The sequence below is a fragment of the Kaistella chaponensis genome, from assembly GCF_900156725.1.
GTDB lineage: Bacteria > Bacteroidota > Bacteroidia > Flavobacteriales > Weeksellaceae > Kaistella > Kaistella chaponensis.
In genome coordinates this window covers 326,928-340,614 of sequence record NZ_FTOI01000001.1, presented here as the reverse complement: position 1 = coordinate 340,614, position 13,687 = coordinate 326,928, and the positions used below count along the sequence as shown (strand labels likewise).

The window sequence follows — 13,687 nt, the reverse complement described above, 5'->3', positions numbered from 1 at the left end:
AAATTCGACTTTTCAAAATCTTGATTCTTGGTTCTTGACTCTTCATTAGAACAAATCGTTCAAAATCTTGATTCTTGTTTCTCGAATCTTGACTCTTCATTAAAACAAATCGTTCTCCGTAATACTCTTATCGTGTTTCGTATAATCTACGGGTCTTTTTGCAAAGAAATCATCCATGGAATTGGCAAAAACTTCTTCTTCAAACCAAACCATTGGTCGATACTGTTCCGGGGAAATATTGTAACGCGTTTTCATGCCGATTTTCTTCAAACTATCATCAACACGGTAATTCATGAAGTTCAATAAATCATCTTTTCCGATATTGTCGATTTCTCCCATTTCGAAAATCCAGTCTAGAATTTCTTTTTCCAGTTCGATAGAATGATCCACCAAAGTGTAAATATCTTCAATGTCAGAATCGGTTAATAATTCGGGTTGCTCTTCGCGGATTTTATTGATCAAATACATTCCTGCATTGGCGTGAATCTGCTCATCTACGGAAGTCCATGCAATAATATTGGACACATTTTTCATGTACCCTTTGAATCGTGTAAACGATAAAATAATCGCAAATTGTGAAAACAAAGACACGTTTTCTATCAAAATACTGAACAATAAAAGCGAAGAAACATATTCTTTCGGAGTAGAAGAATTGGCGTGTTTCAATACATTGGATAAGAAATCAATTCTTTTTTTAATCGCCGGAATTTCTACGACTTGATTAAAGGAATCATTGTAACCCAAAACTTCCAATAATCTGGAATACGCTTCCGAATGACGAAATTCACATTCCGCGAAAGTAGAGCCTAAACCATTCAATTCCGGTTTTGGCATGTGATTGTAGAGATTCCCCCAAAAAGTTTTTACAGAAACTTCGATTTGAGCAATGGCTAAAAGAGCGTTTTTGATGGCATTTTTTTCGTGTGGCTCCAACTGAGATTGAAAATCTTGTACATCTGCAGTAAAATCAACTTCCGAATGCACCCAAAATGATTTGTTGATGGCTTCTACGAATTGTAGAATTTCTGGATATTCAAATGGTTTATAGCTTACTCTTTTGTCAAAAATTCCCATGGGTTATTTAGTTTGTTTACTTATTTCAAGCATTGAGTTAAAAAAAATATTTTTTCACCTAAATGACTGATTTTATGGTGATTGAATAATATAATTATTTAAATATAATTACAAAAAATTCTAGAAGCGTGAGTCACAAAAATAGAAAATTGAAGGATACAATGAAAGGTCTTAATAGTAAAAGACTGACTTTTAAGTCTAAAAGTTTTCCACAAAGACACAGACCTTGCTCTGTTAGTGCTTTTGCAGACTATTCCGCAACAAACAGTCAGGTTAAAGCAGGTCGTTATTAAACAACTGATAAGAAACACCGCATATGTGGAGAAGTACAACTAAACAAAGACATTTTCGAAAAAGAAAAAAGATCTTTGTAACAAACCACTTCCTTTTGATACTTATATTTTAAATCAATCTCAACACTTCATGTTAGTAATTAAAGACTTACATAAATCATACGATACCGGAAAAAGCAAGCTTCACGTTCTGAAGGGAATAAACCTTAACATCGGTGAAGGAGAATTTGTTTCGATTATGGGAAGTTCAGGTTCCGGAAAATCTACACTCCTTAATATCATTGGGATTTTAGATGAAAAAGATTCTGGAATATATGAACTCGATGGAATCGCGATCGAACATCTATCGGAGATTAGAGCCGCCGAATACCGCAGTAAATTTTTAGGATTTATTTTCCAGTCCTTCAATTTGATTGGGTATAAAAATGCCTTAGAAAATGTAGCACTTCCACTCTATTACCAAGACGTTCCCAGAAAAGAACGAAATAAAAGAGCCATGGATTATTTAGAAAAAGTGGGACTTGCAGATTGGGCAACACACATGCCGAATGAACTTTCGGGTGGACAAAAACAAAGAGTTGCGATTGCAAGAGCTCTAATTACTGATCCCAAAGTAATTCTTGCTGATGAACCAACCGGAGCTTTAGATTCTAAAACCACTTACGATATTATGAAATTGTTGCAAGAAATCAACAATAACGGAAAAACAATTATCGTCGTAACACACGAACCAGACGTGGCTGCAGAAACCAAAAGAAACGTCGTTTTAAGAGATGGGATTATCGAAAGTGATACCTTTATTACACAAAGAGTTTTGGCATAAACCATCAATTAATAGAAAATAACAATCAACTAGAAAAATATGTTTGATCTTGATCGTTGGAGAGAAATTTTTGAGTCCATTCGCAGTAATATATTGCGAACGGTACTTTCTGGTTTCACAGTGGCTTTAGGTCTGTATATTTTCATTGTATTATTCGGATTCGGAAATGGTTTAAAAAACGCTTTTACAGAAGGCTTTGCAAGAGACGCTTCGAATTTGATTTCTATTTCCACGGGGAAAACTACCATCGCGTTTGAAGGTTTACAATCGGATCGAAAAGTGACTTTGCAAAATAAAGATTTGGATCATATTATCAATGAGGATCCTGAAAAAATAGAATACACTTCCGCGAGATATACTTCGAATATGCTTGTGAAATATGGCAAAGAGAGTGGAGCTTATCAGGTAAATGGTACCGATCCCGAAGAAACGTACATTGAAAACAGAACCATATTAGAAGGACGATATATCAACAACGCAGACATTGAAAAAAAACAAAATGTTGCCGTAATTGGAAGAATGGTTCAGCGCGATCTCATCAAAAACGGAAATGCGGTGGGAAAAGACATAGACCTTAATGGAACGGTGTTTAAAGTGATCGGTGTTTTTTCTGATGATGGCGGAGATCAAGATGAAAGAATGATCAGCGTGCCAATTTCTACTTTGCAGCAATTAAAAAAAAGTTCGGATACACTCTCGACTATTTTTGTTACTTATAATCAAAATTTGTCACCCGCAGAAGCAATTACATACAGTGATAACTTAGAAAAAAGTCTCAAAAAAAACCTTCAGGTTTCTCCTGATGATGAAAATGCAGTTCGGGTTAATAATAACGCTAAAAACATGGAAAAAACCTTTCAGTTTTTGCTCATTATTACCTTAATCGTTGGTTTCATTGGTCTCGGTACTTTACTTGCGGGAATTATAGGAATCAGCAATATCATGGTCTATATTGTTAAAGAACGTACCAGAGAAATCGGGGTCAGAAAAGCGATTGGTGCAAAACCCAACGCAATTGTGGCCTTAATTATTCAGGAAAGTGTGGTAATCACCGTTATCTCCGGAATTATAGGTGTTGCATTGGGCGTTTTAACTTTAACTTTAATAGGAGATCGGCTAGAAAAATATTTTATCATGGCACCTTCCGTCGGATGGGGTTTAATTGCGGTCGCTTTTGTATGTTTGGTCATTGCAGGATTAATTTCTGGTTTTGTTCCCGCTTACAGAGCAAGTAAAATAAAACCGATTGAAGCCTTGAGAAGCGACTAGTTAAAAGGTGAAACGATGAGATTTAAGACACATGATTTACCATGAAACTTTACTTCTTTTTTCTTCTTTCTTTTCTCTAAAAAAATAAATATGAACATTATTTTTAAAATCGATACTTGGCAAGAAATTTATCATTCCCTACAGAATAATAAACTTCGAACTTTTCTCACCATGATTGGTGTTGGATGGGGTATGTTTCTATTTGTAGCACTTTTGGGTGCAGCAAAAGGAATGGAAAATGGTTTCGATAAAGCATTTGCAGGTTTTGCCACGAATTCAATTTTTCTTTGGGCACAAAACACCACCATTCCTTACGACGGTTTTCCGAAAGGAAGAAAGATGGATTTACATTTACCAGACATTCAGGTTTTGGAGAAAAAAATCCCTGAAATAGACTACATCTCTCCGCAATCTACCCGCGGAAATTTCGGAAGTCCAGGAGAAATGTTTTCAAAAGACGCCAAAAAAGAATCGTATACTTTAAATGGAGATTACCCTGTAGGAAATAAAATTTCAGAAAAAAAATTAATTTTCGGAAGGTATATTAATGATGCAGACATCAGCGGAAACAAAAATGTGATCGTGATTGGTGAAGAAATTTACAAGAATTTCTTCGATGCGAAAAAGAATGAAAATCCTTTGGGAAAAACGGTAACGGTGAAAGGTTTATTTTTCAATGTTATCGGTGTTTTTCGCGTGCAGAAACAAGGTGGAAATATGGGAAGCGATAACTCCGCTTACATTCCGTTCAGTACGTTTACCAAAATGTACAATGATGGCGATAAGGTTGGTTTTTTTGCGATTGTCGGAAAAAATGACACCGATTTAAATGTCCTGGAAAACACAATAAAGACAGAACTTAAAGCCAAATATAATGTATCACCAGATGATACCAATGCTTTCGGAAGTTTCAACTTGGGAAAACTTTTCGGGAAACTCACGGGATTTTTAACCGGAATGCAACTATTAACCATCGTTGTAGGAACATTGACGATTTTAGCGGGCGTTATCGCAATTTCAAATATTCTACTGATCACTGTAAAAGAACGGACGAACGAAATCGGAATTCGGCGTGCTTTAGGCGCAAAACCTGCAGAAGTGCGGAATCAGATTTTATTGGAAAGTGTCGTCATCACGATCACCTCAGGACTTTTGGGATTTATTTTTGGGATTTTTCTGCTGATGATCTTGAATGCCTTAACGGAAGGTCAAGACGATTTTCCATTTTATAACCCGACCGTCGATTACGGCGAAGTATTTGCTGCGATGGGCGTGATGGTTTTCTTGGGACTTTTAATAGGAATGATTCCCGCCCAAAGAGCCGTCAGTATTCGACCAATCGAAGCTTTAAGAACAGAATAAATTCAGAAAAAAAACTATAGAAATCATTATATGGAAAAGAAATTCACTGCAAAAAAAGTTATTTATACCATCTTAGGTCTCATCTTTTTAGTAGGATTGGTGATGGGAATTAGATATCTCATCAATTCAAATTCAGAGAAAAGCCAACTGTTTCTTACGAAAAAAGGCGTCGTTCAAAATATGGATGATAAAGTTTTGGCAACCGGAAAAATTGTTCCGCGCGAAGAAATTGAAATCAAACCCAATATTTCTGGAATTATCGATAAGATTTTAGTGAAAGAAGGCGATCAAGTTGTTGCAGGACAACTGGTAGCAACGATTAGAATTGTACCTACGATCCAAAATATTAACGCGGCACAGCAAGAAATCAACAATGCAAATTTGCAGATCAGCAATTCAAAAATGAATGTAGAGACGCAACAGAAACAATTTGCGATGCAACAAAGGCTTTATTCTCAAGGAGTGATCTCTAAACAGGAATATATTTCTGCGCAACAATCGCTGCTTTCCTTGCAACAAACGCTGAAAAATGCACAGCAACAATTGCAAACTGCCCAAAAAAATCTTCAGATTGCAAGAACAGGAACAACCCCAGAATTGGCAAGTTTAGCAACTACACAAATCAGATCAAAAGCAAACGGAACCGTTTTAGAAGTGCCCGTAAAAGTTGGAAGTCAGGTGATTGAAGCCAACTCTTTCAACGCTGGAACTACAATATGTTCCATTGCAGATCTTAATTCTTTAATTTTCGAAGGCACCATTGATGAAGCTCAAGCTGGAAAATTAAAAGAAGGAATGAATATGAATGTTGTGATTGGAGCACTTCAAAACAAAAGTTTTCACGGTCGAGTAACCATGATTGCGCCGAAAGGAAAAGATGAAAGTGGAACAATCAAATTCCCGATTGAAGGAGACGTTTTCAACGAAACGCATGAATATATTAGAGCCGGATTTTCTGCAAATGGGGAAATTATTTTGAGTTCGCAGAAAAATGCACTGCTTTTAGATGAAGCTTTAATCCAATATGAAAAAGTAAATGGCGTAGATAAACCTTTTGTCGAAGTAAAACAAGCCGATGGAAGTTTCAAAAAAACCAACGTCAAACTAGGTGCTTCCGATGGAATTAATGTTCAGATTCTCTCTGGAATCACAAAAGATTCTGAGATTAAGGTTTGGAATCCTTCTGATAAAGATAAAGAAACTTTAAAGGAAAAGAAAAATAAATAAGAACGCGAAACCTTTCTCAACAATAATGAATCCCGAAGTATTTTCGGGATTTTTATTTAGATCTCCTCAAAAGCAAGGTGGTATTCAAAAAAAGCAACAACAGATCTAAAGTGATCCAAATCGCTGTTTTCATGTTTTCTAATTTCAAATCTCCAATCAATGTTTTCGAAATTCCTGAGAGTTTTTCACTCTGATTGATGTAATTATGAACCTCGATGATTTGGTCTTCATTCTTATTGGGAATGGAATGTTGGGAAAAATAAACCATATTCTTCTTACCCATAAAACCCGCAATCCAAAATTCATCGGAATGTTGCATATCTAAATGCTCAATTCGAAAGAAATTGGTTCGAATCGTTCCAACGTGGCGTGTTTCGTAGGAAACACCGTCTTCTTTGTCGGAATTCAATTTAATGAGATAAAAATCCAAAGGAAGCGGTAACGTATTAATAAGCTGCACTGTTAAAGAATCTGCACGAAATTGCACCAGACTTTTTGTTACAAAATAATAGGTAAAAAGGGTCACTCCAAAAACGACTATTGCAATACGAATGATTCTTACCCAAGTTTTTAGCTTCCCGCTTTTGAATACAGAAATAAATAAACCAAAGCACAGCAAAAAAAACAGCAGAAAAAACAGGTAAAACATGGTGCAAAGATAAAATAATATTAGAAAGAACGGGATTGTTGCGCAAGATTCAGAACAGGGCAAAAAAGTTCTACAAGACGTTCCATTCTTTATCAAATTCCTCTAAAAACCGAAGCATAAAATCGTGTCGTTCCAACGCGATTTCCTTTGCAGTTTCCGTATTCATCAAATCTTTTAGAAGCAAAAGTTTTTCGTAAAAATGATTGATCGTGGTTCCTTGGCTTTTTTTGTATTCCTCTTTCGTCATATTCAATTTAGGCTGAATTTCAGGGTGATACATTAAATTATTTTTGAAACCTCCGAAATTAAAAGTTCTTGCAATTCCAATGGCACCAATTGCATCGAGCCGATCTGCATCTTGCACAATCTGAAGTTCAATGGATAGATTTTCAGGAACTTCTCCCCTATTTTTAAAGGAAATATTTTTAATCACGAATAAAACCTGCTCGATGATTTCCGAAGAAACACTTTGACCTTCCAAAAATTCTTTCGATATTTTCAGCGCTAAAGTCTCATCGCCATCATGAAATTTAGGATCTGCAATATCATGCAACAATGCGCCAAGTTCTACGACTTCTGTATTACAATTTTCAAATGCAGCGATTTTTTTCGAAAGTTTCCAGACTCTTTCGATATGAAACCAATCATGTCCTGCTTCTGCACCTTCTAGTTTTTCTTTTACGAAATCAACCGTATTATGAATTATATTTTCGCTCATAAAAAAATCATTTGCAAATCCTGTACAACAACATCCATCATCAAACACCGAAGCATTTATTTTTTAACTTCTACAAACTGATACACCATTTCATTTTTCGGATTATAGATGATCGTACTTGCATTTGGGAACCGTTTTACTTTATAGTATTCGATATTTTTATCGTTTTTAATGTCATCTAAAAAACTCAAATCGATGGCATTTGCTGGAAGAAATTTCTGAAAAAACGTAATTTTTTCAATGATTGCGGAACCGTCAACTTTCTCAAATTCCTTTTTTGATTGCGCTTCATCAGTCGTTGGTTGGCTCACCAAAGTACTGATCAACAAATCTTTATCGGCAACTTTATATTTGAAAACATAAAAAGGAGTTCCGTTTGGAAAAGCGACTTTTTTCCCCACTGCATTTTCGAGAACTAAATTATTTTCATGCGGAAATACCTCTTTAAATTGAATGTTTTCAGATTGAACTATTTTGCCAATTTGCTCGGTTACCGATTCTTCGATCGTTTCTTGGGCTTTTTGTTGCGCTTTTTCCGTAGTTTCGGTAACAACAGAAGAAATGGTCTCTTCAATTTTCTGACACGAGGTACATGCAAAAGCAATGAAGGAAAGTGCGATGAGTTTTTTCATATTGTGGAGCTGTTTTAAGCGGGATTGATTGATTTTTACTGATGATTTTAAATACTGCAAAACCCTGTTATTTTTTACCCTTTGATTTTCGAGTAACCAATTTTCAGCTGTTAAAGAAGATGAAAATACTTGAAATTATTCTTAAAGGGTTTCGCTTTATTTTATAGAGGGTTCAAAATTGAAAACCTGACAAAGCTCCAATTAAATGGAACCTTCGAAAGGATAAGTCGTCAAATAATGAAGTTCCGAACTGCTGAGATTATTTGCAGCAGTTACCGCGGAATCTTTGCTGTAATATTCGCCGATTTCTTGCTTTTGAAAAAGGAAAGAATTGTTGGCATTTTTATCGACTACTTCTTTAAAAATATGTTCAATTTCAGAATTTGATAACGACGCAAAACTGATGTCTTCAAAACCGTAAAAGAGTTTTAAATTTTCTTCGCCATCGAAATTTCGATCGACATACTCCTGAAACTGCGTTTTGGAATCAAAATTTCCGGCCCAAATATTATAGACCAGCGATTTCTTTTTCGGTTTGTTTAAAATATCCTGATAAACGAAATTTTCGCCCAAATAAGCATCACGAACTTGCGGATCGTTTGCCAAATCATGTGGAAGTCCTTCTTTTAGAATTCTTCCTTCAAACATAATATACGTTTTGTGAGTAATTGCAAGCGTTTGCTGAACATTGTGATCGGTGATTAAAATCCCAATATTTTTATCGACTAAACTTCTTACAATTTTCTGAATGTCTTCTACTGCGATGGGATCAACTCCAGCAAAAGGCTCATCTAATAAAATAAAATTCGGACTTGTAGCGAGACAACGCGCGATTTCGGTTCTTCTGCGTTCGCCACCAGAAAGCAAATCACCCCGGTTTTTTCGAACATGTTCCAGAGAAAATTCTTCAATCAATTCATCGCGCTTCATGTACTGCTCTCTTTTTGAAAGTTTGGTTAATTGTAAAACTCCCAAAATATTATCTTCTACCGAAAGCTTACGAAAAACCGAAGCTTCCTGCGCCAAATAACCGATTCCTTTTTGCGCACGACGATACATAGCATCGTTCGTAATCTCTTTATCATCAAGAAAAATTTTACCTGAAGTTGGTTTTACCAAACCAACAATCATATAGAAAGAAGTGGTTTTTCCGGCACCGTTTGGACCGAGGAGTCCTACGATTTCACCTTGTCGAACTTCGACGGTGACGCCTTTTACTACTTTTTTCGGGCCGTACTCTTTAATTAAATTTTCTCCGCGTAGAATCATGTGGCAAATATATCATTTTTGTTCGAAATTTCGATGGATCGATATGGTCATATCCAAAGGTGTTCCATTCTTTAGAGTGGGTATTTTCGGCAAAAAATGTTATCTTCGCTTTTGCAAAATTCTACGTGTTTTGAGCATTAAAGAAAAAGTTTTTTCGCAACTTATCAAAGATAATCAAGGTCTGATTATCAAGGTTTCCCGACTTTATACCAATTCGCTGGAAGATGAACAGGATTTATTTCAGGAAATCGTGTTACAACTTTGGCGTTCGTACGACACATTTAAAGGAAACTCGAAAATCTCTACGTGGATGTACAGAGTTGCCTTAAATACAGCCATTACTCTTTTCCGAAAAAAAACCAAATCACCGCAAACTGATGAATTGATGGATTTTCATTATCCGGATTTTATCGAAGATGACGATGAAAAGCAACAGCAGATTTCGTTGCTTTATAAAGTTGTAAAAATGCTGCCCAATGTAGAAAGAGCAATTGTAATGATGTATCTGGATGATCTCCCTTATCGTGATATTTCGGAAAACCTGGGTATTACAGAAGTAAATGCACGGGTAAAAATGAATCGGCTCAAGAAAACACTTAAAGAACTAATGGAAAAACATGCCTGAATTTAATATAGATCAATTCAAAAAAACTTGGCAAGAACAAGCGATTCAGCCAAAATACAACAGCGATGAAATTCGATTGATGTTGAATAAATCCTCGCGGAATTATGTAAAATACATTTTGGGAATCAGTATTGCCGAATTTTTGGTCATTTTGGGGATGAATTTTTATTATATCTTTCTGGGCGATGATACGAACAGTTACCTGAATATTTTAGAAAAACTAGGTGTAAAAAACAATGCAGATTTGATTGCTGATTTGTCTCATCTTTATTTTGTGCTGAAAGTTATCAGTTTGATATTGACCGGATTTTTTGTTTTTAAATTTTATAAAAATTATAAACACATCAAAATTGAATCTAACCTAACGAAGCTTATTCTGCAAATTATTAAATTTAAAAATACAGTCAATTATTTTATTCTTGCCAATGTATTTTTGATTATTTTGTACACGATTGCACTTGGAATTTTCGCCTCTTGGGCTTTATCCAACCAAAACATTACGCTTACTCATCCAACTTTGGTTGGTTTTTATATGGGTCTTCTTCTAATGATGATTTTGAGTGTCGTTTTGATCTGGGTATATTATAGAATTGTGTACGGAATTATTCTTAAAAAGTTAGGTAAAAACCTAGAAGAATTACAAAAAATAGAACTCGGACAATCATAAAAAAAGACCACTTTTCAGTGGTCTTTCTCTTAAAGTTCTTTTCGTAATCTTGCAACAGGAATACTGAGCTGTTCTCTATATTTTGCGATGGTTCTTCTCGCAATATTATAGCCTTTTTCTTTCAGCAGCACTACTAATGCATCATCTGTTAAAGGTTTTCTCTTGTTTTCTGAATTGATGATATCCATCAAATGATTTTTAATTTCTTTTGTAGAAACTTCTTCGCCATCATCATTGGTCAGTGAATCGGAAAAGAGATTTTTTAGGTACACAATTCCATTCGGCGTATCTGCGTATTTGCTTTTTACAACGCGGGAAATCGTAGAAATATCAAAACCTGTAATATCAGCAACATCCTTTAAAATCATGGGTTTTAAGGATTTATCATCACCTGTGATAAAATAGTTTTTCTGTAGTTTTACAATCGCAGAAATCGTCTGCAACAAAGTATTTTGCCGTTGATTGATCGCATCGATATACCATTTTGCGGCATCTAACTTTTGCTTAATAAAAAGCGCGGCCTGCTTGTGTTCCGCAGATTTTTTATCGTGGGAATACGTGGTTAAAATATCTTTATACTCATCTGAAACTCTTAGAGAAGGTGCATTTTTGCTATTTAAAGTGGGGTGCACATCTATCCCTTTTTCCCCATTGTCTTTCACATGAATTACAAAATCCGGAATAATTTCTTGGTTGATGGTAATTGTTTGGGTATCGAAATTACCACCAATTTTTGGTGAAAGTTTCGAGATTACTTCCAGCGCATCTTTCAAATCTTCTTCTTCGATATCGTACTTCTGGATAATTTTGTTGTAATGCTTATTGGTCAACGCATCAAACTGGTGTTTAAGAATATTGGCTGCCAAAATAACCGCTTTATCAGCACTGATTTTTTTCTCAATCTGCAACAGAAGACATTCTTGCAAACCTCTGGCTCCAACTCCTGAAGGATCTAATTTCTGCACATAATTTTCTAAAATATCTTCGGCTTTCTCTATCGTGGTATAAACTCCGACAGAAAAGGCCAAATCATCAACAATCTGTTTCAGTTCTCTTCTTAAATATCCGTCGTTATCTAGGTTTCCGATGATGTATTCTGCGATTTTCAAATCATCACCATCAATATTTGCCAAATGAATCTGCTCCAAAAGATAATCATAAAGCGATTGACCTTCTGTTAACAGGGATTGGTTATCGAATTCTTCATCGTCTGCTGAATAATTGTTAGAACTGGTTTTATAAGCCGGTTCATCATCGAAAATGTATTCATTGACGTCGAAATCGGTATTGATGCTGTCTGTGCCTTCATCTTCATACGTTTCATCGAGAGAGGAATATTCTTCTTCTTTCGATTCTTCGGCTTTTTCCAAGGCCGGATTTTCTTCCAATTCGCGTTCTAATTCTTCCTCAAATTCTAGGGTATGAAGCTGTATCAACTTCATTAATTGAATTTGTTGCGGTGCCAATTTCTGGCCGAGGCGCATCTGAAGGTTTTGTTTTAACATATTTTGATGTTCTCTCTATTTTTTATTTGAATGAAATATCATTCGATGGTATAAAAATACTTACTATTAATTAAAATTCAGCTGTATGAGGCGTTCTCGGGAACGGAATTACATCTCGAATATTCGTCATTCCTGTTACGAAAAGCACCAATCTTTCTAAACCAAGACCGAAACCAGCATGAGGAACAGAACCGAATTTTCGGGTATCTAAATACCACCAAAGTTCGTGTTCATCTACATTCATGGCTTTCATTTTGGCAGTCAAAACGTCGAATTTATCTTCTCTTTGAGAGCCGCCGATAATTTCACCAATACCTGGGAATAAAACATCCATTGCAGCAACTGTTTTTCCGTCGTCGTTCAGCTTCATGTAGAAGGCTTTGATTTCTTTTGGATAATCAAAAAGAACAACCGGACATTCAAAATGTTTTTCAACTAAGAATCGCTCATGCTCACTCTGCAAATCTGCACCCCATTCATCAATTGGAAATTGGAATTTTCCTTTTTTATTTTCTTTGGAATTTCTCAAAATATCGATCGCTTCCGAGTAAGAAACTCTTTTGAATCTTTTCGCAATTACATTTTGAAGTTTCTCTATCAAACCTTCGGAAGCTCTGTCTTTTTCTGGTTTTTGCTTTTGCTCTTCCGCAAATCTTTTGTCTAAAAAGTCTAAATCATCTTTGCAGTTTTCTAAAACATAATTGATGACATATTTTAAGAAATCTTCGGCAAGATCGATGTTGTCTTCCAAATTATTAAAGGCAACTTCAGGTTCCACCATCCAGAATTCTGCGAGGTGACGAGTGGTGTTCGAGTTTTCTGCGCGGAAAGTTGGGCCAAAAGTATACACTCGTCCCAATCCCATCATTGCAGTTTCTACGTTGAGCTGCCCGGAAACAGTTAAATTGGTTTTCTTTCCGAAAAAATCTTGTGCAAAATCGATATCACCGTTCTCATCTCGTGGAATTTCGTTCAGATCAAAATTGGTAACTCCAAACATTTCACCTGCTCCTTCTGCATCTGCACCGGTAATAATCGGTGTGTTCATATAGAAGAATTGGTTTTGATTGAAGAACTGATGAATTGCAAAACTTACCGAACTTCGAACTCTGAAAACAGCACTGAATAAATTCGTACGAAATCTCAAATGCGCCTGTTCGCGGAGCAGTTCTAAGGAATGTTTTTTTGGTTGGAGGATTGTTTTGTCTCTTTCCTCTGTAAAGTTATCTCCTAAAATGGTTATTTTCTTCGCAATGATTTCGATGGTTTGTCCGGCTCCCTGACTTTCTACAACTTCCCCAACTATTTTTAAAGAGGCCGCGTTGCTAATGTTTTTTAGGATATTTTCATCAAACTTTTCAAAATCAACCACGATCTGTACATTGTTGATGGTCGAACCATCATTCAGAGCGATAAAACGGTTAGAGCGAAATGCCCGAACCCAGCCTTGAACAGTGATGTCGTGATGAAGTATTTTTTTGTAATCGCCTAATAATTCTTTAATCGTTGTTCTCATTTCCTGGAAATCCTTTTTTTAATATAAAATGTAGCATTATGGTCATTCTTCTTCCATA

General features: G+C 35.7%; 12 protein-coding genes and 1 pseudogene. 6 read left to right on the top strand and 7 right to left on the bottom strand.

Annotation, left to right across the window (positions count from 1 at the left end; all coding sequences use genetic code 11):
• Nucleotides 1–99 precede the first annotated feature (99 nt).
• Nucleotides 100–1,074 (bottom strand): ribonucleotide-diphosphate reductase subunit beta, encoded by a 975-nt coding sequence (locus tag BW932_RS01560; protein ID WP_076384676.1) that lies wholly within the window; start codon nt 1,072–1,074, stop codon nt 100–102.
• 423 nt (nt 1,075–1,497) lie between these two features.
• Between BW932_RS01560 and BW932_RS01555 the strand changes: the two genes are divergently transcribed.
• The 4 genes from BW932_RS01555 (at nt 1,498) to BW932_RS01540 (ending at nt 6,048) form a co-directional block, all read left to right on the top strand.
• Nucleotides 1,498–2,190, top strand: a complete 693-nt coding sequence (locus tag BW932_RS01555; RefSeq protein ID WP_076384674.1) for an ABC transporter ATP-binding protein — start codon at nt 1,498–1,500, stop codon at nt 2,188–2,190.
• A 39-nt stretch (nt 2,191–2,229) separates the two neighbouring features.
• Nucleotides 2,230–3,459 (top strand): ABC transporter permease, encoded by a 1,230-nt coding sequence (locus BW932_RS01550; RefSeq protein WP_076384672.1) that lies wholly within the window; start codon nt 2,230–2,232, stop codon nt 3,457–3,459.
• A gap of 90 nt (nt 3,460–3,549) precedes the next feature.
• Entirely contained in the window at nt 3,550–4,821 is a 1,272-nt protein-coding gene (locus tag BW932_RS01545; RefSeq protein ID WP_076384670.1) for an ABC transporter permease, read from the top strand.
• Between the two features lie 30 nt (nt 4,822–4,851).
• On the top strand, nt 4,852–6,048 hold the full coding sequence (locus tag BW932_RS01540; RefSeq protein ID WP_076384668.1) for an efflux RND transporter periplasmic adaptor subunit: 1,197 nt from the start codon (nt 4,852–4,854) through the stop codon (nt 6,046–6,048).
• A gap of 52 nt (nt 6,049–6,100) precedes the next feature.
• Here BW932_RS01540 and BW932_RS01535 read toward each other — a convergent pair whose 3' ends face one another.
• The 4 genes and pseudogenes from BW932_RS01535 to lptB form a co-directional block, all read right to left on the bottom strand.
• Entirely contained in the window at nt 6,101–6,574 is a 474-nt protein-coding gene (locus tag BW932_RS01535) for a hypothetical protein (RefSeq protein WP_245820618.1), read from the bottom strand.
• Nucleotides 6,575–6,767: 193 nt separating this feature from the next.
• On the bottom strand, nt 6,768–7,415 hold the full coding sequence (locus BW932_RS01530; RefSeq protein ID WP_076384664.1) for an HD domain-containing protein: 648 nt from the start codon (nt 7,413–7,415) through the stop codon (nt 6,768–6,770).
• A 56-nt stretch (nt 7,416–7,471) separates the two neighbouring features.
• Nucleotides 7,472–8,047, bottom strand: a complete 576-nt coding sequence (locus BW932_RS01525) for a hypothetical protein (protein ID WP_076384662.1) — start codon at nt 8,045–8,047, stop codon at nt 7,472–7,474.
• 543 nt (nt 8,048–8,590) lie between these two features.
• A pseudogene (gene lptB, locus BW932_RS01520) lies at nt 8,591–9,316 on the bottom strand (LPS export ABC transporter ATP-binding protein); the annotation flags it as partial.
• Between the two features lie 130 nt (nt 9,317–9,446).
• Between lptB and BW932_RS01515 the strand changes: the two are divergent.
• Both BW932_RS01515 and BW932_RS01510 read left to right on the top strand, forming a co-directional pair.
• Nucleotides 9,447–9,941: an RNA polymerase sigma factor gene (locus BW932_RS01515; RefSeq protein ID WP_076384860.1), complete on the top strand. Its 495-nt coding sequence runs from the start codon at nt 9,447–9,449 to the stop codon at nt 9,939–9,941.
• Complete coding sequence (locus BW932_RS01510; protein ID WP_076384658.1) at nt 9,934–10,608, top strand: beta-carotene 15,15'-monooxygenase; 675 nt, start codon at nt 9,934–9,936, stop codon at nt 10,606–10,608. The genes BW932_RS01515 and BW932_RS01510 overlap by 8 nt, the downstream gene beginning before the upstream one ends.
• A 29-nt stretch (nt 10,609–10,637) precedes the next feature.
• On the opposite strand, the gene rpoN is transcribed toward BW932_RS01510, so the two are convergent.
• Complete coding sequence (rpoN, locus tag BW932_RS01505) at nt 10,638–12,113, bottom strand: RNA polymerase factor sigma-54 (protein ID WP_076384656.1); 1,476 nt, start codon at nt 12,111–12,113, stop codon at nt 10,638–10,640.
• Nucleotides 12,114–12,183: 70 nt separating this feature from the next.
• The gene (gene asnS / locus BW932_RS01500; protein WP_076384654.1) at nt 12,184–13,629 is read right to left on the bottom strand and encodes an asparagine--tRNA ligase; all 1,446 of its coding nucleotides are present in this window, start codon (nt 13,627–13,629) and stop codon (nt 12,184–12,186) included.
• Nucleotides 13,630–13,687: the final 58 nt, after the last annotated feature.

Coding starts and splice junctions, on each gene's coding strand:
- BW932_RS01560 (WP_076384676.1), bottom strand. CDS start 1,074: ATGGGAATTTTTGACAAAAGAGTAAGCTATAAACCATTTGAATATCCA.
- BW932_RS01555 (WP_076384674.1), top strand. CDS start 1,498: ATGTTAGTAATTAAAGACTTACATAAATCATACGATACCGGAAAAAGC.
- BW932_RS01550 (WP_076384672.1), top strand. CDS start 2,230: ATGTTTGATCTTGATCGTTGGAGAGAAATTTTTGAGTCCATTCGCAGT.
- BW932_RS01545 (WP_076384670.1), top strand. CDS start 3,550: ATGAACATTATTTTTAAAATCGATACTTGGCAAGAAATTTATCATTCC.
- BW932_RS01540 (WP_076384668.1), top strand. CDS start 4,852: ATGGAAAAGAAATTCACTGCAAAAAAAGTTATTTATACCATCTTAGGT.
- BW932_RS01530 (WP_076384664.1), bottom strand. CDS start 7,415: ATGAGCGAAAATATAATTCATAATACGGTTGATTTCGTAAAAGAAAAA.
- BW932_RS01525 (WP_076384662.1), bottom strand. CDS start 8,047: ATGAAAAAACTCATCGCACTTTCCTTCATTGCTTTTGCATGTACCTCG.
- BW932_RS01510 (WP_076384658.1), top strand. CDS start 9,934: ATGCCTGAATTTAATATAGATCAATTCAAAAAAACTTGGCAAGAACAA.
- rpoN (WP_076384656.1), bottom strand. CDS start 12,113: ATGTTAAAACAAAACCTTCAGATGCGCCTCGGCCAGAAATTGGCACCG.
- asnS (WP_076384654.1), bottom strand. CDS start 13,629: ATGAGAACAACGATTAAAGAATTATTAGGCGATTACAAAAAAATACTT.